Genomic DNA, 24,629 nt, shown 5'->3' with positions numbered 1-24,629 from the left:
GTCCTTAATCCTTCGTTAACTTATTGTGCCTACGCTCTAGATCGTATTTCTCGATATTTCAAAGCAAGATTTTCCGCTTTAATTCGATAGGTAAATCGCTAGTCTTGGGCATAGCTCTTACGGGATTTGGGACATGCAGCTACGTAATTCATCGGTCCGCTATGGTTGGGTCAGTATTGTTTTGCACTGGGGCGTTGCCCTGGTGGTGTTTGGCCTGTTCGCCCTGGGTTTGTGGATGGTCGGTCTCGACTACTACAGCGCCTGGCGCAAAGACGCGCCGGACTTGCACAAGAGCATTGGCATCACGCTGTTCGCCATCATGCTGGTGCGTATTGTCTGGCGCCTGGTAAGCCCACCGCCACCACCGTTGGCCAGCTACAGCCGCATGACCCGCATCGGTGCTGCATTTGGTCACGCGTTCCTTTATCTCGGGCTGTTTGCCGTGATGATCGCCGGTTACCTGATTTCCACCGCAGACGGTGTCGGTATCCCGGTGTTTGGCCTGTTTGAGATTCCTGCCGTGGTTTCCGGGCTACCGGACCAGGCAGATAACGCAGGCCTGGTACACCTGTACCTCGCCTGGGTGTTGGTGGTCTTCGCCGGCTTGCATGGCGTGGCTGCGTTCAAACACCACTTCATTGACCGTGATGCGACCCTGGTTCGTATGCTGGGGCGCAAAGCCTGATGTTCAACCTCGACTCACAAGGAATAGAAAGCATGTTGAAAAAGACCCTCGCCGCTCTGGCAATCGGTACTGCCCTGCTGTCTGCAGGTCAGGTGATGGCAGCTGACTACAAGATCGACAAAGAAGGCCAGCACGCCTTCATCGACTGGAAAATCAGCCACCTGGGCTACAGCTACATTCACGGTACCTTCAAGGATTGGGATGGCACGTTCAGCTGGGATGCCGCCAAGCCGGAAGCCAGCAAAATCGCGGTCGACGTGAAAACCGCCAGCCTGTGGTCCAACCACGCAGAACGTGACAAGCACATCGCCAGCAAAGACTTCCTGGACGTTGCCAAGTTTGCTGACGCCAAGTTCGTCTCCACCGCCGTTAAATCGACCGGCGAAAAAACCGCTGACGTGACCGGTGACCTGACTTTCCACGGCGTGACCAAGCCTGTGACCTTCAAGGCCACTTTCAATGGTGAAGGCAAAGACCCGTGGGGCGGCGAACGTGCTGGCTTCAACGCCAAGACCACCGTCAACCTGAACGACTTCGGCATCAAGGGCCCAGGTCCGTCCTCGCAGACTGTGGACCTGGACATCTCGCTGGAAGGCGTCAAGCAGAAGTAATTTCTGCCTGACAATGCGGACCCTTGTGGGAGCGGGCTTGCTCGCAAAGGCGGAGTGTCAGTTGACACATGTATTGACTGATCACCGCATTTGCGAGCAAGCCCGCTCCCACATTTGATTGTACCGGGTCAAAAAAAATGCCCCGTCTCGAAAGAGACGGGGCATTTTTTATGGGGCTTTAGACTCAGCGGTTACGTGTCAGCAACGCTGGTTTTTCACCACGAGGACGGCCTGGCAACTGATCCAGTTGCTCCGGTGTCGGGAAACGATCTGCCTTCGACTCCTTGTGGATGATCTTCGGCGCCGGGCCACCGCGTGGGTTCTGCACAGCCGGTTCGGACAAGCGAGGCTGGTCATCACGGGCCGGGCGACGGTTGTTGCTGCGCGAATCGTCGCGACGGGCCTGGCCGTCACGAGGTGCGCCATTGCGCGGGCCGTTGCGCTTGGCAGGCGGCGTACCGGTGGTACCGCCGTTGCTGTTGCGTGGACCGTTCTGGCGACCGCCCTGTGGCTGACCGCCACGGGGAGCGCCTGCGCCCTGTGCGGGGGCGCCTGGGCGACGGCCACGGCCTTGGGCCGGTTTGGCCTGTGGCACGTAGTCGACGCGGTTACCGAAGTTATCCACATCGTCGTCAAGGAACTCGTCCGGCGCACGGTCAGCAGCGGCGCGTGGTGGCTGGCTCGGCTGGCGCTGTTCGCGGGCCGGGGTGCCTTCACGGGGCTTCTGCTCGCGGGCTGGGCGTTCGCCACGGCCGCTGGAGGCAGATTTTTCCTTGCCTTTGTCTTTGCCCTTGTCGCGACGACCACCGCCACCACCGCCGCCGTTCGGGCCATCGCCCTTCGGGCCGCGTGGGTTGCGTGGGTTGCGCACGTCCGGCCGCTCACGGGCTTCAGGCTTCTCGGCCTCCACGGCGCTGGCATCGAAGCCCATCAGGTCGCCGTCGGCGATTTTCTGCTTGGTCATGCGCTCGATGCTTTTCAGCAGTTTTTCTTCGTCGGGAGCAACCAGGGAGATGGCCTCACCCGAACGACCGGCACGGCCGGTACGGCCGATACGGTGCACATAGTCTTCATCGACGTTTGGCAGCTCGAAGTTGACCACGTGTGGCAGTTGATCGATATCCAGGCCACGGGCGGCGATATCGGTGGCGACCAGGATGCGTACGGTGCCGGCCTTGAAATCGGCCAGAGCCTTGGTGCGCGCGTTCTGGCTCTTGTTGCCGTGGATGGCGACGGCGGTCAAGCCGTGCTTGTCCAGGTACTCGGCCAGGCGGTTGGCGCCGTGCTTGGTACGGGTGAAGACCAACACCTGTTCCCACGCACCGGCGGTTATCAGGTGGGCCAGCAGCGCACGCTTGTGGCTGGCTGGCAGGCGGAAGACGCGTTGCTCGATGCGCTCGACCGTGGTGTTCGGCGGCGTGACTTCGATGCGTTCCGGGTTGTGCAGCAGCTTGCCGGCCAGGGCGGTGATGTCCTGGGAGAACGTGGCCGAGAACAGCAGGTTCTGACGTTTGGCCGGCAGGCGGGCAAGGACCTTTTTCACGTCATGGACAAAGCCCATGTCGAGCATGCGGTCGGCTTCGTCCAGCACGAGGATCTCTACGTGGGACAAATCGACGCTGCCTTGGCCGCACAGGTCGAGCAAACGACCTGGGCAGGCCACCAGCACGTCTACACCACGGGACATGGCCTGAACCTGTGGGTTCATGCCGACGCCGCCGAAGATGCAGGCACTGACGAACTTCAAGTCGCGGGCATACAGCTTGAAGCTGTCATGCACCTGGGCGGCGAGTTCGCGGGTGGGGGTCAGGACCAGTACGCGGGGTTGGCGCGGGCCGTGACGCTGGGATTTGTCCGGGTGACCATTGGGAAACAACCGCTCCAGAATCGGGAGGGCGAAGCCGCCGGTTTTACCAGTACCTGTCTGAGCCGCAACCATTAGGTCGCGACCTTGCAACACGGCGGGAATGGCCCGCTGTTGCACCGGAGTAGGCTCGGTATAGCCCGCTGCCTCGATGGCGCGGACTAAAGCCTCGGAGAGACCGAGGGAAGCAAAGGACATGAGTAATCCTGTTTTAGTTAGGGCTTGGCCCAAAGGGATAATCTTGCCGGGCGTGAATGACGCTTAGGGGAGCGAAATCCCGTCCGGTCCAGCTGCGTCTGGCGGGCACTCCACCGGCTCGCGCGGGCTGAAAGCTGCGCTGTAGCGGGGTTGGGTGCCTTTTTCAAGACCTCAGCGGCCGGGCGTGAGCCTGGCGGAAAGGCCGGAGTATAACAGAGCAATCACGGCGCGCTGCTTTCCTGCTGCTCAACGGTGCGTCCCGAGCCCGTAATCGCTTGGATTCCGCCATATCTGGCGCTCAAGGTGCTATAGGCCGGTTCTTGTTTGAAGCGTTTGAGCTCGGCGGCAAAGCGTTGTACCAGCAGGTCCATGCCCGCGCCACGACGCACTGCGAGGAACTGTTGCTGACGGCTGACCACGACGGGTGCCTGGCTGACCTTGCCTTCCAGGCCCAGCGCCTTGATCACATGCTGGCCCACTCGGCGGTCAGTGATCACCAGGTCGATGCGCCCCAGCATCAGCTTGCCGAAGTTGGCCTCATGGCTGGGAGCGGGCTCGCGGTTGAACTGGGAGGAGTCAGAGAATTCGGCACCGTACAGATAACCCGGCGACGTCCCAACGGTAAGGCCGCGCAAATCTTCGAGGCCCTGGACGGGGTGTGGATGTTCATTGGCATAGAAGAGTACGAACTCCACTTCCGACAGCGGTTCGCTGGGGTAGAGCAACAACGCGTCGCGTTCATGGCTGTGGAAAATATCCAGGGCCCCGTCGGCATGAGCCTGATCGAGCATGGCCAGGCAGCGCTTCCACGGCAGGAACTGCCATTGCACCTCCACCCCCAGGCGCTGGAATACGATCATTGTGGTTTCGTAGTCCAGTCCCTGCATGCTGCCCTGTTGCTCATACACATAGGGCGCCCAAGGCTCGGTCACAATGCGCAGTTTCTCGCCATAAGCAGCCAGGCTCAGGCAAGTAAAAAGGGCAGCGGTCGCAAGCTTAAGAATGACGGGCATGGCCTGAGATTACGACGCTCCAGCGCTAAAGAGAAGCTCTGGCACACGCATCTGCGGGCGGCGCTATTTTGTGTCTGAAGTCATCAAGTGTTCGTAGATGGCTGCACGCCGTTCGCCGAGAATCACGCGCACGAGGGGGTTGGCGAACCAGTTCTCCAATTGGTGCGCGTCGACCGGGCATTTCTGGCGCTCTTCCTGATTCTGTCGCGCCTTTTCCCACCAAACCGGGCCACATGCCTGATCGAATTCGTTTTCGTGCTCGTAGCAGCCGTACAGAATCTCGCGGATGAATTGTTGCTTGCGCTTGGGCAAGGCCAGCGTGATCAGCTTGTACATCAGGCGTTGCAGGCGCGGTGGACGCGGCAGGTGGGCGGATACCTTGCGTGTGTCGGCCAGTGCCTCGGCGCTGATGGGGGCGGCGGCGTGCTTGATGATCCATGCCTTGACCTTGGCGCGGAACAGCTGTTTGCGGCTCCAGTAGTGGTGGATCAGGTCCGGGCACTGGCGTACGTTGGCCTTGCGGTACGCGGCAACCGACAAGCAGAACTCTTCAAGGGTATAGGCGCCGTGGGCCATCGGAAACAGTTCGTCCATCAGCTCGATCGAGTGATCCAGCAGGTGCGCGTCTTGCCGGGCCAGGCCCATGACGCCGGAGTTGAGCAGGCACATAGTGTCGTCGGCGAGACCTTTATCGGCCAGGTACTTGGCCAGTGCCTCATACAGCACGCTTTCTCGGTTATCGCCGTATTTGGCGTGGAAGGCGTTGCACAGCAAGGTGCCGGGGGCGACGCGCTCGAACAGTGCCATGGGCGAATCGTGGAAGAACGTATCGGTGTCGATCAGCAGTGCGCGTTCCGCGGTTTCGAGGACCTGGCGCAACAGCACATGTTTGGTGCGGAAATGGTAGCCGTGGGGCTCGCTCCAGCGTTTGCGCGTGGCTTCGTCCAGCGTGTAGACCTGTACCGGCAAGCCAAGGTAGGGCGCTGGATTGTCGCTGAACACCTGAATGTCCAGAGGCATGTCCTGAGTGTCGCCCAGATGCGCCAAGGCGCTGGCGATGCTGAATATCGCTTCCTGATGATAGGTCTCGGCGCCGAATACCAGGTAAACCAGCTGTGGGCGGAGAGTCGGGGACGCTGTATTCATTTACTGCTGGCTTCCATTCCGGGGATATTCGAATAAAAAAAGCCCCCGTAAGAACGAGGGCCCGGATGCGTCTTGAACAGACCTCAGCGTGGCAGCTTGAGGTTGTTCCAGATGGCAAGGCTCGGTTCAGCCTGATTCAGGGTATAGAAATGCAGGCCTGGCGCACCACCTTGTAACAATTCTTCACACATTGTGCTGATGACCTGTTCGCCGAATGCCTGGATGCTCAGGACGTCGTCGCCATAGGCTTCCAGTTGTTTGCGCACCCAACGTGGGATCTCGGCACCGCAGGCGTCGGAGAAACGCGCCAGCTTGCTGTAATTGGTGATCGGCATGATGCCTGGCACGATCGGGATGTTCACGCCCATCGCCTGTATGCGCTCGACGAAGTAGAAGTAGCTGTCGGCGTTGAAGAAGTACTGGGTGATCGCGCTGTCGGCGCCGGCGTTGGCCTTGCGCACGAAATTTTGCAGATCGTCTTCGAAATTGCGGGCTTGAGGATGCATCTCCGGGTAAGCCGCTACTTCGATATGGAAATGGTCGCCGGTTTCTTCACGGATGAAGCTCACCAGGTCGTTTGCGTAGCGCAGCTCTCCGCTTGCCATGCCCATGCCGGACGGCAGGTCACCGCGCAGGGCAACGATGCGCTTGATACCGGCTTGCTTGTACTGGGTCAGCAGGCCGCGTAGGTCGTCCTTGCTGTCGCCCACGCACGACAAGTGCGGAGCGGCGGGAACTTTGACTTGGCTTTCCAGCTGCAGCACGGTGTTGATCGTACGATCACGGGTCGAGCCACCGGCACCGTAAGTGCAAGAGAAGAAGTCGGGGTTGTAGCTGGCCAGCTGCGTGGCAGTCGCCATCAGTTTTTCATGCCCAGCATCGGTCTTGGTCGGGAAGAACTCGAAGCTGTAGCGACGGTCTTGGGACATGGAGGATATCTCCAGCTGCAAGTTGCAAGCTTCAAGCTGCAAGAGGGCGGTGCGCCCGGTCTCATAGCTTGGAACTCACAACTCATAGCTGCTTAAAGAGCATTGAAGTAGCAAACCTTCAGCGCAAACGCTTTTTCTTGCCGCTTGTAGCTAAAAGCTTGCAGCTGCTTAGTACCGATAGGCGTGCGGCTTGAACGGACCTTCGACGGTCACACCGATGTAGTCGGCCTGGGTCTTGGTCAGTTGAGTCACCACGCCGCCGAAGCCGCGGACCATTTCCAGGGCCACTTCTTCGTCGAGTTTCTTCGGCAGGACTTCCACGGTCAGACGCTCGGCTTTCTGCGCGGGCGACAGGTCGGCGTACTTCTGGCCGAACAGGAAGATCTGCGCCAGTACCTGGTTGGCGAACGAGCCATCCATGATGCGGCTTGGGTGGCCAGTGGCGTTGCCCAGGTTAACCAGGCGGCCTTCAGCCAGCAGGATCAGGTAATCGTCGTTCTGCGGATCGAAATCACCTGCACCGGTACGGTGAACCTTGTGTACCTGTGGCTTCACTTCTTCCCATGCCCAGTTTTTGCGCATGAAAGCGGTGTCGATTTCATTGTCGAAGTGACCGATGTTGCAGACAACGGCACGCTTCTTCAGCGCCTTGAGCATGTTCGCGTCGCAGACATTCACGTTGCCGGTGGTGGTCACAATCAGGTCGATCTTGCCCAGCAGGGCTTTGTCGATGCTTGCTTCGGTGCCGTCATTGACGCCATCGATGAACGGCGAAACCACTTCGAAACCGTCCATGCAGGCTTGCATGGCGCAGATCGGGTCAACTTCGGAAACCTTGACGATCATGCCTTCCTGGCGCAGGGACTGGGACGAACCCTTACCCACGTCACCGTAGCCGATCACCAGGGCTTGCTTGCCCGACAGCAGGTGGTCGGTGCCGCGCTTGATGGCATCGTTCAGGCTGTGACGGCAGCCGTACTTGTTGTCGTTCTTGCTCTTGGTCACGGAGTCGTTGACGTTGATGGCCGGAATTTTCAGCTCGCCCTTGGCCAGCATGTCCAGCAGGCGGTGTACGCCGGTGGTGGTTTCTTCGGTCACGCCGTGGACGCGGTCGAGGATCTGCGGGTACTTCTTGTGCAGCAGCTCGGTCAGATCGCCGCCGTCGTCGAGGATCATGTTGGCGTCCCATGGCTTGCCATCTTTCAGGATGGTTTGCTCCAGGCACCACTCGTACTCTTCTTCGGTCTCGCCTTTCCAGGCAAATACCGGGATACCGGCAGCAGCGATGGCGGCAGCGGCCTGGTCTTGGGTCGAGAAAATGTTGCAGGACGACCAGCGTACTTCGGCACCCAGGGCAACCAGGGTTTCGATCAGCACGGCGGTCTGGATGGTCATGTGGATGCAGCCGAGGATCCTGGCGCCTTTGAGCGGTTGCTCAGCGGCGTACTTGCGGCGCAGACCCATCAGGGCAGGCATTTCGGATTCGGCGATAAAGGTTTCGCGACGGCCCCAGGCGGCGAGGGACATGTCGGCGACTTTGTAGTCGTTGAAATCTGCAGGCGTGTTTACTGCGCTCATGAAGAGCCTCCATTCGTAGTGTGCGAATGGGCGCCGTTGTGCGTTTAGTATCAGGCCAGATGGACCAGGCCGGACAACGCCCCATCCGAGCCTGACAGGTTGAACCTGCTGCAGCGCCCCTCGGACAGGTGGCGGGAGAACGGTAGTAGCCGTTCTAAATCGGCGGCGATTATAGCTTTCTTTGTCTGGCAAGTGGCAAGTGGCAAGTGGCAAGTGGCAAGTGGCAAGCTACAAGCTACAAGCTACAAGCGGCAAGTTAACAGCGAATCGGCTTTTACTTGCAGCTTGCAGCTTGAAACTTACAGCTGGGGGCGCAACCTTATGGATCACACCCCTCGAACCTGGAACCCCCATGAACTTCCACACCCGCAAATGGGTAAAACCCGAAGACCTCAACCCCAACGGCACCTTGTTCGGCGGCAGCCTGCTGCGCTGGATCGACGAAGAAGCGGCCATCTACGCCATCGTCCAACTGGGTAACCAGCGCGTAGTGACCAAGTACATTTCCGAAATCAACTTCGTCAGCGCCTCGCGCCAGGGCGACATCATCGAACTGGGCATCACCGCCACCGAGTTTGGCCGCACCTCCATTACCCTGACGTGTGAAGTGCGCAACAAAATCACCCGCAAAAGCATCCTCACCGTGGAAAAAATGGTGTTCGTCAACCTGGGCGAGGACGGTTTGCCGGCTCCCCATGGCCGTACCGAGATCAGATACGTGAAGGATCAGTTCAAGGATGACAGCCTTCCCGAGTAATCCTGCGCTCGGCCAGTGAACGCTCTTGATGGGCGACAGGTCGTACTTGAACAACACCCTGTTCAGGTACGCCCATGGCCACGCAAGAAGACGGCAAGACCCCCAACCTATCGCAGGAAGAACAGCAGGATGTCGACAAGAACCAGCCGCCCCGCGCGGCGGTTCTGCATGAAATCATCCGTACCCAGGGCGACCAGGAGCTGGAGCGCAATGTGGCGGCATTGTGGTGGTCGGCGCTGGCCGCAGGCCTGACCATGGGCCTGTCGCTGATGGGCATGGGGTTGCTTAACTCGCGCCTGCCGGATGGCGAGGCGTTCAAGGTCATTGCCAGTTTCGGTTATTGCGCGGGCTTCCTCGCGGTGATCCTCGCGCGCCAGCAACTGTTCACTGAGAACACCCTGACCGCCGTGCTGCCGGTGATGAGCAAGCCGACCCTGGCCAATGCCGGGCGCCTGCTGCGGCTGTGGACGGTGGTGCTGGTGGGTAACCTGTGCGGCACCTTGCTGGTGGCCTATGTGATGCTGCACTTGCCGATCTTTGATACCAAAACCGATCTGGCCTTTCTCGAGATCGGCCGCAAGGTCATGGAAAACGATCCCGGCCAGATGTTCGCCAAAGGCATCGTTTCCGGCTGGATGATCGCCACCATGGTGTGGATGATCCCGTCGATGGAAAGCGCCAAGCTGTGGATCATCATCCTGATCACCTACTTGATGGCGCTGGGGGACTTCACCCACATCGTCGTCGGCTCGGCGGAAGTGTCTTATCTGGTCTTTGCCGGTGAATTGCCGTGGAAGGATTTCTGGTTAGTGTTCGCTGGACCAACCCTGGCGGGCAATATCATCGGTGGCAGTTTTATCTTTGCGCTGATCAGTCACGCGCAAATTCGCAGTGAAAGCAGCCTGCCTGGGAATAAGGCTGCAGACCCGAGGCATCCGCGGCAGATCAAGAAAGATCAGTGAGCGCCAGGCGCGTTCTGGGGTTCGTCCCGAGTCACGCGCTTGACCAGCTTGCCGATGCTCAAACCCTGCAACAAGATCGACGACAGCACCACGATGTAGGTGATGCTCAGCAGCAGGTCACGCTCCGGGCCCAGCGGCAGGGCCAATGCCAGTGCCACCGAAACCCCACCGCGCAAACCTCCCCAGGTCAGGATGCGAATGGTGCCGCGTGGCACCGTGCGCCAGCGACGCAGCAGCAGGATGGCCGGGGCGACTGTCAGCAGGCGCGACAGCAGGATTGCCACTGCCAGCAAACTGGCTGCAAAAACATGCAGCCAGTTGAATGGCAATAGCAGCAATTCCATGCCGATCAATGCGAACAGTAGCGCGTTGAGCATGTCATCGAGCAGCTCCCAGAAGCCGTCGAGGTAGCGACGGGTCATGTCGTTCATTGCCAGCTTGCGCCCGAGGTTGCCGATGATCAGGCCCGCAACCACCATGGCAATCGGTGCGGAGACGTGCAACTCGGTGGCCATTGCCGAGCCGCCGATCACCAGGGCGAGGGTCAGCATCACCTCAATCTGGTGCTGCTCGATGCTCTTGATCATCAGGTACACCAGGTAGCCGATCAGGCCACCGAACACCACGCCGCCAATAGCTTCGTGGGCAAACAGCATCGCCGTTGCGCCTACGGTGGGTGTTTCGCCCAACTGTGCGATGCCCAGTAATACGGTGAAAACCACCACCGCCGTGCCGTCGTTGAACAGTGACTCGCCGACGATGGTGGTTTTCAGCGGTTTCGAGGCATTGGCGGTACGCAACACACCCAGTACGGCAATCGGGTCGGTGGGGGAAATCAGCGCGCCGAACAGCAGGCAGTAGAGGAAACTCACGTGCCAGCCAAACAGGGCGAAGATGTAGTACGCCAGGCTGCCGATCACCAAGGTGGCGATTAGCACGCCAAAGGTCGCCAGCAGGCCGATGGGCCAGCGATAGCTGCGCAGATCATTCAGATTCACGTGCAAGGCGCCGGCAAACAGCAGGAACGAGAGCATCCAGTTCATCAGCAAGTCGCCGAAGTCGATCTGGCCGATCAGTTGCTGGATGCGTTCTTCCAGGCCTGGATAGCCAAGAAAACTCAAGCCTTGCAGGATCAATGAAAACACCAGCGCCGTGACCATCACACCGATGGTGGGTGGCAGGCCGATAAAGCGGAAGTTCACATAGGTTAGCAGTGTGGTGAGGCAAATGAAGGCGGCGACAAGTTCAAGCATCCGGGGTCCTTGGAAGTTGGTGCAAGTGCATTGATGGGGGATGGACCGCAACCGCGGCGCGATGTTGCAGGTCTGGGGGAAAAACACCGGTAGAACCTTTCCAGTCTCGGCGGCTCATAGCGGTGGGTGCGGTTTTAAATATTTAGTGCTAAAACTCTAATTTTAGCCTTCAAACAAAAAAGGAATCAGTGATGACGGTGGCCTTCTGGTGTGTATTGATCGCAATTTTCCTGCCTTACCTGTGCACGGGAGTGGCCAAATTCAGTGGCGGCAAGTTCGGGCCACGGCAGAACCACGACCCTCGCGCATTCCTGGACACCCTCGAAGGGTTTGCCAAGCGTGCCCACAGTGCCCAGCTCAACAGCTTTGAAGTCACGCCAGCGTTTGCGGCGGCAGTGATCATCGCGCACCTGGCCGGTACGGCTGAATTGGTGACCATAAACGTGCTAGCGGTGCTGTTTATCACCAGCCGCCTGCTGTACATCATCTGCTACCTGGCGGATTGGGCAATGCTGCGCTCGCTGGTGTGGTTTGTAGGGATGGCGCTGATTGCGAGTTTCTTCTTCGTCTCGATCTGACGTTTAATGCAAACCCCGTATGGGAACTGGATTTTGTGGTGAGCGGGTTTGCCCACTCACCACAATGAACCGAATGTGGCAGCGCGTTTTCAGGTTCCGGCAGGTGCATCCGGCACCTGCGGCAACGCTGCACCCTTCGGCCACAACATCCAGATCTGACCCTGCTGCTTCATATTCCCTGCCAGCTCACCCGCTGCATCGCCGGTGCCCCAAAACAGATCCGCACGCACTTCGCCGGTGATTGCGCCACCGGTGTCCTGCGCGGCGACGGGTCTTGTGATCGGCGACCCATCCGGCTTGGTGGTCGACAGCCACAACAGGCTGCCCAACGGAATCACCTTGCGATCCACTGCCACGCTATAGCCGGCCGTCAATGGCACGTTCAGCGAGCCGCGTGGCCCTTCGTTGCTGTCGGGGCGTGCGCTGAAAAACACATAGCTCGGGTTGCTCGCCAGCAGTTCTGGAATGCGCTGCGGATGCGCCTTGGCCCAGGCACTGATGGCACCCATGGTCACCTCTTCTTTCTTCAACTCGCCTTGCTCCACCAGCCAGCGGCCGATCGGGCGGTAGGGGTAACCATTCTGGTCGCCATAGCCGACGCGCAGTTGGCGCCCTGTGGCCAGTTGAATCCGCCCCGAGCCCTGGATTTGCAGGAATTGCAGGTCCATCGGGTTGGTCAGCCAGGCAATCGGTTTGGCCGTGGAGCCCTGGCCGTTGATGGTGCTGGCATCGTCGTAGGGCTTGAGCACACGGCCTTCCAGGCGACCGCGCAGGCGCTTGCCCTTGAGTTCTGGGTAGATGCTTTCCAGGTTGACGATGATCATGTCGTCCGGCACGCCGTACACCGGCACGTTGGCCTTGGCGGTCTTGGTCAGGCTGCCGGGGTAGACCGGTTCGTAGTAACCGGTGATCAAACCGTTCGGGGTATTGTCGGCCGAGCGCAGGCCGAACACATCCAGGCGCTCCTTCAGAAACCCGCGCACCGCCACGGCGTTGCTCGGCACCGTGGCGGCTGCCGCACAGGTTGCGCCCCACACTGGGTCGGCCTTGAGGCGTTGACAGGCGCTGCGCCAGGATTCAAAGCCGGCCAGCAGGTCGCTGTCGGACACTGCCGGCAGGGCTTCCCACGGTGCGCTGACATAGGTGGCGACAGCATGAGGTTTTGAAGTTTCATCTTTGGCTGTTTCTTTGCCCACGTCGCAGCCGGCCAGCAGCGCAATCATTGGCAGAGCCCACGCCAGGCGGCGGCTCCAGAGGTTTGAGGTGACGTTCATACAAGCAGTTCCTGAAGTGATTGCCTGCGGTGCGGCGCTGCGGGCAACCCTTATTAATAATAGGGCTATTGGTCTTTGCGGGCGGGGCGAGGATACTGGCCGCCGTTTCCCGTGACCTCGATGCCAACATGACTTTGAAAAGACTGACCGTTGTACTGCTGGCCTGCCTGACACTGTCCGCCTGTGGCGGTGTTGATCCGAATTCGCCGCTGGGCCAGCGCAAGGCGATCTTCAAGCAGATGCTCAAGACGGGCGAAGACCTGGGCGGCATGCTCCGTGGGCGCATCCCGTTCGACGGCACAAAATTCGCTGAAGGCGCGGTCAAGCTGGATGCGTTGTCCCATGAACCATGGAAGCATTTCCCGAGCGTGCGTGAACAAGATCACACCAGCGCCAAGGATGATGTCTGGCACAAACAGGCGCAATTCCAGCAATTGGCGCGCGACCTGGAAGCAGCCACCGGTGAGTTGGTGACCGCCAGCCAAGTTCAACCTTACAAGGCCAGCAATCTGGGGCCTGCGGTGCAGAAAGTCGAAGATGCCTGCAGCGCCTGCCATAAACAGTTCCGCGACCATTGACCGGTTTTACTGGTCGAGTTCTTCTACCGCGTCCTGTAGTTCTTTACGGGATTCGGCGAGTTTGTCCTTACGTTTGTTGATCTTGTCCGCGTCACCTTTTTTCATGGCCTTGTCGAGGTCGGCCTGACGGCGGCTGACTTCGTGCTTAGCGTCGAGCACTTTATTTTCTCGCTCCTTCTTCAAGGACGCGTCGGTGCAGTTGGCGGTGACTTCACTCAGGGCTTTTTCCAGGCCAGCTTGTTGCGCACTGTTGCCATGGGCCTTGGCTTGTTCGATCTGGGTGCTGATGGCTTGGCGCTTGGCGGCGCAGCCGGTGAGCTGAGTGGTTTCTTCGGCGGCCAGCAAGGGCGTGGCCATGAAGCTTGCGACGGTCAGTAACGCAAAAGGGGCGAGAAAATTCATATGGGGCTCCAAAGTCGCAATCTGATGGCGGGGATAGCGGGGTTCAAAACCCTTCAATACCCGCCACGCGTAATGTGTCAGCCAAGGCCTGTACGTGCGGGTCGCGAAAAAAGGCGCTCAGTTGCGCCGCGCGGCCCGGGCCGATGCCGTCGATGGCCTGCCAGGCTTGGGTGTCTCTGGCGACCAGCGTTTGCCAGTCGCTTTCCAGGTTGTTACGTGCCGAAGGCGGTACACCCAGGGCTTTGAGCCATTGTGTGAAGGGCCGTTGCCGCGCGCTGTGAAGGCTTTCGAGTATTCGCGCACGGCTGCGATCTCCGAAGCCATCAATGTTAGCAAGCTCTTCTGCATCCAGGGTTAACCAATCGAGTAAGCCTGCGATTAGACCGGCCTGGATCAATACGTTCCAGGTCTCGCCACCTATGTGTGGCAAGGCGAGTCCCTGATTGCTGCTCAGCCAGGTGAGACGCGCCAGCAACTGTTCCTCGCAACCGGGGTCCAGTTGCCAGCAACTCAATGCATGGAATTTTCCAGGATCTGGCACTGACAGGTCCTCTCTTGTGGTGCTGCGCAGGATCACTTCATCCAATCGAGGGATCACCTGGCCCGCCAGGCTGATGGAGACCTGGTCGCCAGGACGGATGTCCAGTGCTTGCCAGCGTTTCAATGAGCCGACGCTCACCCGGCTGATCTGCCGGTCATCCAGTCGTATCGGCTCCAGTTCCAGCAAAGGCGTGATGCGCCCGGTGCGCCCGATCTTGAATTGTACGTTGCGCACCAGCGCAAGGGCCTTGGTCACCGGGTATTTCCAGGCGATTGCCCAATAGGGTGCAGTGACATGCCAACGTTCGGCGGGGGGGCGTTGCGCCTGGTGCAGTACCACCCCATCGCTGGCAAACGGTAATGGATGGTTGTACCAGTAGGCTCGCCAGTGTGTGGCCTCTATGCTGTTGTTGATGGGCTGGGTATAGCGCTGAGTATCCGTGAATCCCCAGTGTGCCAGGTTGGCCAGGTGTTCGTTAAACGCTGCTGGCCCCGCTGGCCAGGCCCAGACGAACAGGCCAATGCCGGCGGCATCGGTGTCATTCAAGTGCTTGCGATTCATCAGCCCGGCCACCTTGCTGCGGGCGCCGAGCCCTCCGCTGATTGATTGCACGTGATCGGCGAGGCGCCAATAGAGTTCGCCTTGCAGCACCAGGTCGATGGGGTCGGGCAACTGCTGGACTATGCCGGGGATTTTGCGCGCGGAGGCGGACCAGTCGTGGCCCATTACGCCATCGCCTCGACTGATGACCTGGCTCAAGCGCCCTTGGCGATACACCAGCGTCACCGCAACCCCATCCACTTTGGGTTGGATCCAGACATCCTGGCGTGTCTCCAGCCAGGCGCCGATTGCCTTTTCGTCCAGCAGTTTCTCCAGACCGGTATGAGCAAACGGATGAGGCAAGATGCCGCGTGAGCTTGCCAGTGGGTTGTCGGACGCCGTTGTGGGTGTGGGTGCGCAGCGGCGCCACTGAGCCAGACGCTGGCGCGCCTGGTCGTAGAGTTCATCGCTCACAGGGGAGTGGCCAAGCCTGTGGTAACTGTCGTCCCACTGGGCAATCTGTGTGGCCAGTGTGCTGACCTGTGTTCGGGCTTGATCGGGGCAATCGTCAGCCCACACCCAGGCAGGTAAGACGCTGAGTAAAAGGACAAGCAGCACGCGCATCATGAGCATCCTTGCTCGGAAGGGGCGCCCAGCCTAAAGGATTCACACGTGTCTAGTCCTGAAATAGGTTTACACCTGTTTCAGTCTCAAAACGCTCGATGCACCGCATCGGGCGTTTTGTATTTCAGGGACATGTGTGGCCTTTCCCCGTTGTAGATCAGCACCGACTCACCCACCATCTTCACTGCATCCGCCAGATTTTTAGGGCGATACAGCAGAAACTCGGTCTTCAAAATGCCGTTTATCCGTTCCGCCAGAGCATTCTGGTAGCAGTCATAGCCGTCGGTCATCGAGCATCTGATGCCATGACTGGCGTGCAAGCGCTGATAAAGCTCAGAGCAGTATTGGGCTCCGCGGTCTGAATGATGGATTAGTGGAAGCGTGGTTTGGCGTTCACCAACTGCCTTTTCCATCGCTTTGATCACCGACTCGGTATGCAAACTCGCATGCACATGATGGCCTACGATCTTGCGCGAGTAAGCGTCTGTCACCAGGCTCACATAAGCCACGCTTTCCTGTGTCGGCAGGTAGGTTATGTCTGCAACCCACACCTGCTCTGGTCTGTTGGGTACGATCTGCTTCTGGCCCGCTTTGAGCAGGTTAGGATGGCGGCGAAAGCGGTGATGGCTGTCCGTCGTTTTGTGGTAAGCCCGTTTGCGCACAACCAGTTCTCGAGCGTTGCGCAGGATGCTGAACAGGCGGTCTCTGCCGACCTGCACTGATGCGCCAAATTCGACGCTCATCAGGTAATGCAGCTTGCGCGTGCCGATCCGTGGCTGGCGTCGGCGCTTTTCAAGAACAAAGTCCATCACCTCTTGATCTTGGCGAGCCCTCGCGTCGAAAGCCCGATTTCGTTGGTAATATGCTTGGCGCGAAATGCCCATGAACAGGCAAGCCCTGGTGATGCTCAGGTCTTGGATTTGCCCTTGCGAGAGGACTTGCCGGGTCGCTTTTTTACGACAGAAACACCGTAGTCATTCTTCAGAACATTCACGACGGCTTCGAAGAACTGCGCTTTCTGGTTGCTTAGCGCCAACTGCTCTTCGAGCTCTTTGATCCGCTGCTCGGGTGTTAGCGGGAGGGGTGGCTCAGTCATGGACCTGCTCCTCGGTTCTCGAATTGAGGCGCCCTGACTCCAGTCCTGCCGGCCGTGCTTGCGCAGCCAGACCAGTACCGTGGACCGGCCCTGAATGCCGTAGCGCCGTTGAGCCTCTTTATAACTCAACTCGCCCTTTTCGACCTGGTCTACGACCGATAATTTAAAGGCTAGCGTGTAGTCACGCTGGCTTCGCCTTTTGCCCGCATCCATTGGCTCCTCCTGAAGATAGGTCAGAAGGTGTAAACCTTATTCAGGACGGGACAACGGCCACAAAAAAGCCCCGACAGTGCGAGGCTTTTTACGAGGTGTTTCTACTTACCTGAACAGACCGCCCAAGGCCTTCACGGTGTCGTGCTTGTCGGCCTTGGCCTCCTGCGTTTGCTGCTTGGCGTCGGCCTTGGCCTGGGTTTCAGCGATTTTGTTGCAACCTTTGTTGATCTGGTCTTGCGCGGCTTTGAAGGCCTTCACTTTCAAGGTGTCCTTCTGGGCTTCAGCGGCATCGATCTTGGCTTGCAAGTCGTTGGCTTGCTTCTGGCAATCGCCGGAGTTACCACCACCCAGTTGAGAACTCAGGGCGCCACTCAGAGCGCTCAGGTCGGCGGCGTTTACCGACAGGGCGAACAGGCTGAGCAGAAGGGCCGCAGGGGCAAGCGTGGAAATGCGCATGAAAACCTCAATGTTCGATTGCCTGCGCGCTTATGAGTCTCGGGCTGGCGCAGGGCAATATCCAAATAAGATGAAGGGCCCGAGAGGGCGCGGATTCTAGAGGGCCACCATTGGGCCTGCAAGGGTTGGATCCAAAAAAACGTGAAGTTCATCGCGCAAACCGCTACGCAATAAAAAGCCCCGCCGGGCGAACCCGGCAGGGCTTTTGTGCACCGAGTGCGATTACAGGCCGGCGGCAGTCCGCAGGTCGTTGGCGCGGTCGGTTTTTTCCCAGGTGAAGGTGGTGAAGGTGTCGTCGCCAACGGTCTTCTGCGCTGGGGTACGACCGAAGTGGCCGTAGGCTGCGGTTTCCTGGTACATCGGGTGCAGCAGGTCGAGCATGGTGGTGATCGCGTAAGGGCGCAGGTCGAAGATCTCACGCACCAGTTTTACGATCTTGTCATCGCTGATCTTGCCGGTGCCGAAGGTATTCAGTGAGATCGACGTAGGCTGGGCCACACCAATGGCGTAGGAAACCTGAATCTCGCAACGCTCGGCCAGGCCGGCGGCGACGATGTTCTTGGCCACGTAACGACCGGCGTAGGCCGCCGAGCGGTCAACCTTGGATGGATCTTTACCGGAGAACGCGCCGCCGCCGTGACGGGCCATGCCGCCGTAGCTGTCGACGATGATCTTGCGGCCGGTCAGGCCGCAGTCACCCACCGGGCCGCCAATGATGAACTGGCCCGTCGGGTTGATGTGGAACTGAGTGTCTCTGCTCAGCAGTTCGGCCGGCAACACGTGCTTGACGATCAGCTCCATCACGCCTTCGCGCAGGTCGGCGTAGGATACGTCCGGGTTGTGTTGGGTCGACAGCACGACCGCGTCGATACCCACCACCTTGCCGCCTTCATAACGACAGGTCACCTGGGACTTGGCGTCCGGACGCAGCCACGGCAACAGGCCGGATTTACGGGCTTCGGCCTGGCGCTGTACCAACTGGTGCGAAAAGGTGATGGGAGCAGGCATCAGCACGTCGGTTTCGTTGCTGGCATAACCGAACATCAGGCCTTGGTCGCCTGCGCCTTGATCTTCAGGCTTGGCACGGTCGACACCCTGGTTGATATCCGGTGACTGCTTGCCGATGATGTTCATCACCCCGCAGGTCGCGCCGTCGAAACCGACGTCGGAGCTGTTGTAGCCAATGTCGGTGATCACGTCACGCACCAGCTGCTCCAGGTCAACCCAGGCGGAAGTGGTCACCTCGCCGGCGATGATCGCTACGCCGGTTTTCACCAGGGTCTCGCACGCCACACGGGCGAACTTGTCTTCAGCAATGATGGCGTCCAGCACCGCGTCAGAAATCTGGTCGGCGATTTTGTCCGGATGCCCTTCAGACACGGACTCGGAGGTGAAAAGGGAGTATTCGCTCATCTCGATGTTTTCCTGATATTTACCGATGGTGAGTGTCGCCAGCCGGTCGCTGAAAATGGCGGACCTGGATCTGGAAACCATTACGTAAACCTACATAGAGGCTTTCCCCGGGAACGAGTCCCGCAGCGGTGGCCCAACGGGCCAGATCATCCTGTTCAAAACCCAACCAGAGATCACCGCAGGCCTCCCTGGCCCAATTCTGGTTGTGGCTGCATAAATCCGTAACCAGCAGGCTACCGCCGGGGTGCAGCAGCCCGGCCATTTGCTTGAGGGCGTCGGCGGGGGCGGCGAAATGGTGCAGCACCATATTCAACACCACGCAGTCGGCCTTGATCATCGCGCTATTCAATGCGTCCGCCAGTTGCAGGCTGACGTTGCCCAGCGACTCGCGCTCGCAAAGCTGGCGCGCCAGTTCCAGCATCGCCGGGCTGTTGTCCAAGGCTGTGACTTGCTGAAAACGCCGCGCCAGCTCCGGCAGGAAACCGCCATCGCCGGGGCCGACTTCCAGTGCCGTGGCCTCTTCACTGAAGCTCAGCTTGTCGAGCAACGCCAATACGCTGTCGCGGTATTGGGCAAGGCCGGCAATCAGGTCTTGCTGGGCGCGAAACTTCTCGGCAACCCGTGCGAAAAAATCTTGGCTCGCGGCAGCGCGTTGTCCATGAACCTGGCTGATGCGCGACTGCACGTCGCCTGGCAGGCTCAGGTTGTCCACTTCTTCGAGCAAGGCCGTGTGCAGCTTGCCGCCGAGCAGTTCGGTATGGGGCAGGGCGCGGCGGTAGAAAATCGCATTGCCTTCACGGCGGGTGGCCACCAGGTCGGCCTGGGCGAGCACCTTCAAATGGTGGCTCATCCCGGACTGGCCGATGGCGAAGATCTGTGCCAGTTCCAGTACGCCGAAGGAGTCGTTGGCCAATGCGCGCAACACGTTCAGACGCAACGGATCGCCAGCGGCCTTGCATAAGGCTGCCAGTTCATCGCCGTCGTCGGGGCGCAGTGAGGGCATGGGTAGGTTCATAAGGCCAGCAGTCTAGTGACGGGTAAGGTGTATCGCAAGGTCAATATCAAAAAGTTTTGATATTGATCGATAAGTGGCGGTTATAAGCCGCAGCCATAACCTTCAGACGAACCCGTAACCGGTTTCTGCAAAGGATCCACAGGAAAAACACCCACAAGTGACTATCTGTCATTGCCCGCAGGCGGTGGCTGAGGGAAAATGCCGGTCCTTTTTTCCGTTTCTTTTCAGCAGACCCCAGGAGATCAGCGATGCCCAGCCGTCGTGAGCGTGCCAACGCCATTCGTGCCCTCAGCATGGATGCCGTGCAAAAAGCCAACAGCGGCCATCCCGGTGCCCCAATGGGCATGGCGGATATCGCCGAGGTACTTTGGCGTGACTACCTGAAACACAACCCGAGCAATCCGTCGTTCGCCGACCGTGACCGCTTCGTGCTGTCCAACGGCCACGGCTCGATGCTGATCTACTCGCTGCTGCACCTGACCGGCTACGATGTCACCATCGATGACCTCAAGAGCTTCCGCCAATTGCACAGCCGCACGCCGGGTCACCCGGAATTCGGCTACACCCCAGGCGTCGAGACCACCACCGGTCCCCTGGGCCAAGGCCTGGCCAACGCCGTTGGCTTCGCGCTGGCTGAAAAAGTCCTGGGCGCACAATTCAACCGCCCGGGCCACGATATCGTCGATCACCACACCTATGTGTTCCTGGGCGATGGCTGCATGATGGAAGGCATCTCCCACGAAGTCGCCTCCCTGGCCGGTACCTTGGGCCTGGGCAAGCTGATCGCGTTCTACGATGACAATGGCATCTCCATCGACGGCGAAGTCGAAGGCTGGTTCACCGATGACACCCCCAAGCGCTTCGAAGCCTACAACTGGCAGGTGATCCGCAACGTTGACGGCCACGATCCGGAAGAGATCAAGACCGCCATCGACACCGCTCGCAAGAGCGCGCAGCCGACCTTGATCTGCTGCAAGACCACCATTGGTTTCGGTTCGCCGAACAAGCAGGGCAAGGAAGACTGCCACGGCGCCCCACTGGGTGACGCGGAAATCGCCCTGACCCGTGAAGCCCTGAAGTGGAACCACGGCCCGTTCCAAATCCCGGCCGACATCTACGCCGAATGGGATGCCAAGGAAAAAGGCCTGGCTGCCGAAGCCGAGTGGGACCAGCGTTTCGCGGCCTACTCCGCCGAATTTCCTGAGCTGGCCAATGAGCTGGTCCGCCGCCTCGCCGGCGACCTGCCGGCCGACTTCTCGGAAAAAGCCTCGGCCTATATCGCCGAAGTTGCGGCCAAGGGCGAGACCATCGCCAGCCGTAAAGCCAGCCAGAACACCCTGAACGCCTTTGGCCCATTGCTGCCTGAGATCCTCGGCGGTTCGGCTGACCTGGCCGGTTCCAACCTGACTCTGTGGAAAGGTTGCAAAGGTGTTTCGGCGGAAGACGCCAGCGGCAACTACATGTACTACGGTGTCCGTGAGTTCGGCATGAGCGCGATCATGAACGGCGTGTCTCTGCACGGCGGCCTGGTGCCTTACGGCGCAACCTTCCTGATGTTCATGGAATACGCCCGCAACGCCGTGCGCATGGCCGCACTGATGAAGAAGCGCGTGATCCACGTGTACACCCACGACTCCATCGGCCTCGGCGAAGATGGCCCGACGCACCAGCCGGTCGAGCAACTGACCAGCCTGCGTACCACGCCAAACCTGGATTGCTGGCGCCCAGCCGACGCGGTGGAATCCGCCGTGGCTTGGAAGCACGCTATCGAGCGTAAGGACGGCCCTTCGGCGCTGATCTTCTCGCGTCAGAACCTGCAGCACCAAGTGCGTACCGACGCCCAGATCGCCGACATCAGCCGTGGCGGCTACGTGCTCAAGGACTGTATCGGCGAGCCGGAGTTGATCCTGATCTCCACTGGTTCCGAGGTGGGCCTGACCGTCCAGGCGTACGACAAGCTGACCGCCCAGGGCCGCAACGTACGCGTTGTGTCCATGCCGTGCACCAGCGTGTTCGAAGCCCAGGACGCCGGCTACAAGCAATCGGTGCTGCCGTTGCAGGTCAGCGCACGTATCGCTATCGAGGCGGCACACGCCGACTATTGGTACAAGTACGTGGGCCTGGAAGGTCGCGTAATCGGCATGACCACCTACGGTGAGTCGGCGCCGGCGCCGGCGTTGTTCGAAGAGTTCGGTTTCACCCTGGAAAACATCCTGGGTCAGGCTGAAGAGCTGCTGGAAGACTAAGGCTGTAGATTGAGGTGGCTGTACTGGCCTCTTCGCGAGCAAGCCCGCTCCCACATTGGAATGCAATCTGATGTGGGAGCGGGCTTGCTCGCGAAGGCGATGGCACATTCACCCCATTACCCAAGGTAATCGAGAACCCCATGCCTCAACCGCGTCCCTACAAAGTTGCACTCAACGGCTACGGCCGCATTGGTCGTTGCGTCTTGCGTGCTCTGTTCGAGCGAGGGGCGGCGGCCGGGTTCGAAATTGTTGCGATCAACGATCTGGCTGACATGGCCAGCATCGAATACCTGACACGCTTTGACTCCACCCACGGCCGCTTCCCTGGAGAAGTGCGGGTCGAAGGCGATTGTCTGCACATTAATGGCAACTGCGTGCAGGTCTTGCGCAGTGCCACCCCCGAAGGCATCGACTGGAAAGCACTGGGCGTCGACCTGGTGCTGGAGTGTTCCGGTGTCTACCACACCCGTGCCGATGGCCAGCGTTTCCTCGACGCCGGCGCACCACGTGTGCTGTTTTCCCAGCCGATGGCCAGCGAGGCGGATGTCGACGCCACCATCGTCTATGGCATCAACCAGGATTGCCTGACCGGCGATGAGCTGCTGGTGTCCAACGCTTCCTGCACCACCAATTGCAGCGTGCCGCTGTTGCACCTGCTGGATCAGGCGATTGGCCTGGACTACGTGTCGATCACCACGATTCACTCGGCGATGAACGACCAGCCGGTGATCGACGCCTATCATCACGAAGATCTGCGCCGTACCCGCTCGGCGTTTCAGTCCGTGATTCCGGTCTCCACGGGCCTGGCACGGGGTATCGAGCGACTGTTGCCGGAACTTGCCGGGCGAATCCAGGCCAAAGCCGTACGGGTACCGACGGTGAACGTGTCCTGCCTGGACATCACCATGCAAACCGTCAGCGACACCGATGCGACGGAGGTCAACCAGATCCTGCGCGACGCCGCCACCAGCGGCCCGCTCAAAGGCCTGCTGGCCTACACCGAGTTGCCGCACGCCAGTTGTGATTTCAACCATGACCCGCATTCGGCGATTGTCGATGCCAGCCAGACCCGCGTTTCCGGCCCGAGGCTGGTGAACATCCTGGCCTGGTTCGACAACGAATGGGGCTTTGCCAACCGAATGCTGGATGTTGCGGAACATTATCTGCACATCGCCTCTAAACAACCTCAACAGTAATTCAGGAACTGCGACCCATGACCGTGTTGAAGATGACCGACCTCGATCTGCAAGGTAAGCGCGTACTGATCCGCGAAGACCTCAACGTCCCAGTCAAGGACGGTGTTGTCACCAGCGATGCGCGAATCCTGGCCTCGCTGCCGACCATCAAGCTGGCCCTGGAAAAAGGCGCAGCCGTGATGGTCTGCTCCCACCTGGGTCGTCCGACCGAAGGTGAGTTCTCCGCCGAAAACAGCCTCAAGCCTGTCGCCGATTACCTCAGCAACGCCCTGGGCCGTGACGTACCGCTGGTGGCTGACTACCTGGGCGGCGTTGACGTTAAAGCTGGCGACATCGTGCTGTTTGAAAACGTGCGCTTCAACAAGGGCGAGAAAAAGAACAGCGACGAACTGGCCCAGCAATACGCTGCGCTGTGCGATGTGTTCGTGATGGACGCCTTCGGCACCGCTCACCGCGCAGAAGGCTCCACCCATGGCGTGGCCAAGTTCGCCAAGGTTGCCGCTGCTGGCCCGTTGCTGGCCGCTGAACTGGACGCACTGGGCAAGGCGCTGGGTGCTCCAGCCCAACCGATGGCGGCCATCGTTGCCGGTTCCAAGGTGTCCACCAAGTTGGACGTGCTGAACAGCCTGAGCCAGATCTGCAATCAACTGATCGTTGGCGGCGGTATTGCCAATACCTTCCTGGCCGCTGCCGGTCACCCGGTGGGCAAGTCCCTGTACGAGCCGGACCTGCTCGATACCGCCCGCGCCATCGCTGCCAAAGTCAGCGTGCCATTACCGGTAGACGTAGTCGTCGCGAAGGAATTTGCCGAAAGCGCCGAAGCCACCGTCAAGCTGATCGCTGATGTGGCCGCCGACGACATGATCCTGGATATCGGCCCGCAAACCGCAGCCAACTTTGCCGAACTGCTGAAAGCCTCCCAGACCATCTTGTGGAACGGTCCGGTGGGTGTGTTCGAATTCGACCAGTTCGGCAACGGCACCAAAGTGCTGGCCAAGGCCATCGCTGAAAGCTCGGCTTTCTCCATCGCGGGCGGCGGCGACACCCTGGCGGCCATCGATAAATATGGCGTTGCTGACCAGATCTCCTACATTTCTACCGGTGGCGGCGCGTTCCTGGAGTTCGTCGAAGGTAAAGTACTGCCCGCTGTTGAAGTGTTGGAAACCCGAGCCAAAGGTTGAGGCTCGTGATCCGGAAAAGGAGTGTTCCCATGATCAAGTCGTTGGCATTGTTTATCGCAGCGGGCCTGTTGACCGGCTGCGGCAGCACGCCAAACGCAGAGCCGGACGCTGGAAAGCCTGCGGCGCAGCAGAAAAAAAGCTGCTACCAGGCCGACTGGCAAGCCGAGACCATGCCGGTGATCAACAAGCGCATCGGCAACGAACGGCTGGAGAAATACGACGCCGCGCCCAACGGTCAGGAACAGGGTTGCCCTTGACGGGTCTGATCAACTGGCGGCCA

At 59.7% G+C, this 24,629-nt stretch carries 23 protein-coding genes and 1 riboswitch; of the genes, 10 read left to right on the top strand and 13 right to left on the bottom strand.

The genetic code is table 11. The annotated features are described in order from the left end of the window. The first annotated feature begins 133 nt into the window (after nt 1–133). Nucleotides 134–685: a cytochrome b gene (locus LVW35_RS26745; RefSeq protein ID WP_233892729.1), complete on the top strand. Its 552-nt coding sequence runs from the start codon at nt 134–136 to the stop codon at nt 683–685. A 32-nt stretch (nt 686–717) separates the two neighbouring features. Further along, entirely contained in the window at nt 718–1,296 is a 579-nt protein-coding gene (locus LVW35_RS26740) for a YceI family protein (RefSeq protein WP_046034960.1), read from the top strand. A 184-nt stretch (nt 1,297–1,480) separates the two neighbouring features. On the opposite strand, the gene LVW35_RS26735 is transcribed toward LVW35_RS26740, so the two are convergent. From LVW35_RS26735 to ahcY, 5 genes are all read right to left on the bottom strand, one after another. Further along, nucleotides 1,481–3,358, bottom strand: a complete 1,878-nt coding sequence (locus LVW35_RS26735) for a DEAD/DEAH box helicase (RefSeq protein ID WP_233892728.1) — start codon at nt 3,356–3,358, stop codon at nt 1,481–1,483. A gap of 221 nt (nt 3,359–3,579) precedes the next feature. Then, on the bottom strand, nt 3,580–4,371 hold the full coding sequence (locus tag LVW35_RS26730; RefSeq protein WP_233892727.1) for a substrate-binding periplasmic protein: 792 nt from the start codon (nt 4,369–4,371) through the stop codon (nt 3,580–3,582). A gap of 63 nt (nt 4,372–4,434) precedes the next feature. Beyond that, complete coding sequence (locus LVW35_RS26725) at nt 4,435–5,517, bottom strand: hypothetical protein (RefSeq protein ID WP_233892726.1); 1,083 nt, start codon at nt 5,515–5,517, stop codon at nt 4,435–4,437. Nucleotides 5,518–5,600: 83 nt separating this feature from the next. Next, the gene (gene metF / locus LVW35_RS26720) at nt 5,601–6,446 is read right to left on the bottom strand and encodes a methylenetetrahydrofolate reductase [NAD(P)H] (protein ID WP_233892725.1); all 846 of its coding nucleotides are present in this window, start codon (nt 6,444–6,446) and stop codon (nt 5,601–5,603) included. A gap of 168 nt (nt 6,447–6,614) precedes the next feature. Continuing rightward, nucleotides 6,615–8,024: an adenosylhomocysteinase gene (gene ahcY / locus LVW35_RS26715; RefSeq protein ID WP_233892724.1), complete on the bottom strand. Its 1,410-nt coding sequence runs from the start codon at nt 8,022–8,024 to the stop codon at nt 6,615–6,617. Nucleotides 8,025–8,045: 21 nt separating this feature from the next. Then, nucleotides 8,046–8,152: riboswitch (S-adenosyl-L-homocysteine riboswitch) on the bottom strand. Between the two features lie 224 nt (nt 8,153–8,376). Here ahcY and LVW35_RS26710 point away from each other — a divergent pair. Both LVW35_RS26710 and LVW35_RS26705 read left to right on the top strand, forming a co-directional pair. Then, nucleotides 8,377–8,781: an acyl-CoA thioesterase gene (locus tag LVW35_RS26710; protein ID WP_010207175.1), complete on the top strand. Its 405-nt coding sequence runs from the start codon at nt 8,377–8,379 to the stop codon at nt 8,779–8,781. 74 nt (nt 8,782–8,855) lie between these two features. Next, a complete protein-coding gene (locus tag LVW35_RS26705; protein WP_233892723.1) occupies nt 8,856–9,743 on the top strand; it encodes a formate/nitrite transporter family protein in 888 nt (295 codons plus the stop codon). Here the strand turns inward: LVW35_RS26705 and LVW35_RS26700 are convergent. Then, nucleotides 9,737–10,996, bottom strand: coding sequence for a cation:proton antiporter (locus LVW35_RS26700; RefSeq protein WP_233892721.1), 1,260 nt, complete (start codon nt 10,994–10,996; stop codon nt 9,737–9,739). The two genes, LVW35_RS26705 and LVW35_RS26700, sit on opposite strands and share 7 nt — an antisense overlap. Before the next feature lie 191 nt (nt 10,997–11,187). Between LVW35_RS26700 and LVW35_RS26695 the strand changes: the two genes are divergently transcribed. Further along, complete coding sequence (locus LVW35_RS26695; protein ID WP_010207167.1) at nt 11,188–11,574, top strand: MAPEG family protein; 387 nt, start codon at nt 11,188–11,190, stop codon at nt 11,572–11,574. Nucleotides 11,575–11,663: 89 nt separating this feature from the next. Here LVW35_RS26695 and mltA read toward each other — a convergent pair whose 3' ends face one another. Continuing rightward, on the bottom strand, nt 11,664–12,848 hold the full coding sequence (mltA, locus tag LVW35_RS26690; protein ID WP_233892720.1) for a murein transglycosylase A: 1,185 nt from the start codon (nt 12,846–12,848) through the stop codon (nt 11,664–11,666). A gap of 128 nt (nt 12,849–12,976) precedes the next feature. Here mltA and LVW35_RS26685 point away from each other — a divergent pair, with 128 nt between their 5' ends. Then, nucleotides 12,977–13,426 (top strand): c-type cytochrome, encoded by a 450-nt coding sequence (locus LVW35_RS26685; RefSeq protein ID WP_233892719.1) that lies wholly within the window; start codon nt 12,977–12,979, stop codon nt 13,424–13,426. A 6-nt stretch (nt 13,427–13,432) separates the two neighbouring features. Here the strand turns inward: LVW35_RS26685 and LVW35_RS26680 are convergent, their stop codons facing one another. The 6 genes from LVW35_RS26680 to LVW35_RS26655 form a co-directional block, all read right to left on the bottom strand. Further along, nucleotides 13,433–13,828, bottom strand: coding sequence for a DUF1090 domain-containing protein (locus LVW35_RS26680; protein WP_233892718.1), 396 nt, complete (start codon nt 13,826–13,828; stop codon nt 13,433–13,435). A gap of 43 nt (nt 13,829–13,871) precedes the next feature. After that, on the bottom strand, nt 13,872–15,536 hold the full coding sequence (ligB, locus tag LVW35_RS26675) for an NAD-dependent DNA ligase LigB (protein ID WP_233892717.1): 1,665 nt from the start codon (nt 15,534–15,536) through the stop codon (nt 13,872–13,874). 83 nt (nt 15,537–15,619) lie between these two features. After that, nucleotides 15,620–16,842, bottom strand: a protein-coding gene (locus tag LVW35_RS26670; RefSeq protein ID WP_233892000.1) for an IS3 family transposase whose coding sequence is annotated in 2 segments (ribosomal slippage) — nt 15,620–16,491 and nt 16,491–16,842 — 1,224 coding nt in all. Because the reading frame shifts where the segments join, the coding sequence is not laid out codon by codon here. 105 nt (nt 16,843–16,947) lie between these two features. Then, nucleotides 16,948–17,298, bottom strand: coding sequence for a hypothetical protein (locus tag LVW35_RS26665; RefSeq protein WP_233892716.1), 351 nt, complete (start codon nt 17,296–17,298; stop codon nt 16,948–16,950). 222 nt (nt 17,299–17,520) lie between these two features. Continuing rightward, entirely contained in the window at nt 17,521–18,711 is a 1,191-nt protein-coding gene (gene metK / locus LVW35_RS26660; RefSeq protein ID WP_233892715.1) for a methionine adenosyltransferase, read from the bottom strand. Nucleotides 18,712–18,730: 19 nt separating this feature from the next. Beyond that, nucleotides 18,731–19,726, bottom strand: coding sequence for an ArsR/SmtB family transcription factor (locus LVW35_RS26655; protein ID WP_233892714.1), 996 nt, complete (start codon nt 19,724–19,726; stop codon nt 18,731–18,733). 248 nt (nt 19,727–19,974) lie between these two features. Here LVW35_RS26655 and tkt point away from each other — a divergent pair, with 248 nt between their 5' ends. The 4 genes from tkt to LVW35_RS26635 all read left to right on the top strand — a co-directional run bounded on the left by tkt (nt 19,975) and on the right by LVW35_RS26635 (nt 24,606). Continuing rightward, the gene (gene tkt / locus LVW35_RS26650) at nt 19,975–21,972 is read left to right on the top strand and encodes a transketolase (RefSeq protein WP_233892712.1); all 1,998 of its coding nucleotides are present in this window, start codon (nt 19,975–19,977) and stop codon (nt 21,970–21,972) included. Between the two features lie 140 nt (nt 21,973–22,112). Beyond that, nucleotides 22,113–23,168, top strand: a complete 1,056-nt coding sequence (gene epd / locus LVW35_RS26645; RefSeq protein ID WP_233892711.1) for an erythrose-4-phosphate dehydrogenase — start codon at nt 22,113–22,115, stop codon at nt 23,166–23,168. Nucleotides 23,169–23,185: 17 nt separating this feature from the next. Beyond that, nucleotides 23,186–24,349 carry a phosphoglycerate kinase gene (locus LVW35_RS26640; protein ID WP_233892709.1) on the top strand — a complete coding sequence of 388 codons (1,164 nt, stop codon included), beginning with the start codon at nt 23,186–23,188 and terminating at the stop codon, nt 24,347–24,349. Between the two features lie 29 nt (nt 24,350–24,378). Further along, entirely contained in the window at nt 24,379–24,606 is a 228-nt protein-coding gene (locus LVW35_RS26635; protein ID WP_233892708.1) for a hypothetical protein, read from the top strand. Nucleotides 24,607–24,629: the final 23 nt, after the last annotated feature.

Source organism: Pseudomonas sp. HN11, assembly GCF_021390155.1.
GTDB lineage: Bacteria > Pseudomonadota > Gammaproteobacteria > Pseudomonadales > Pseudomonadaceae > Aquipseudomonas.
Note: the sequence above shows the minus strand (reverse complement) of the source record. Positions and strands in the feature narration are given on the sequence as shown.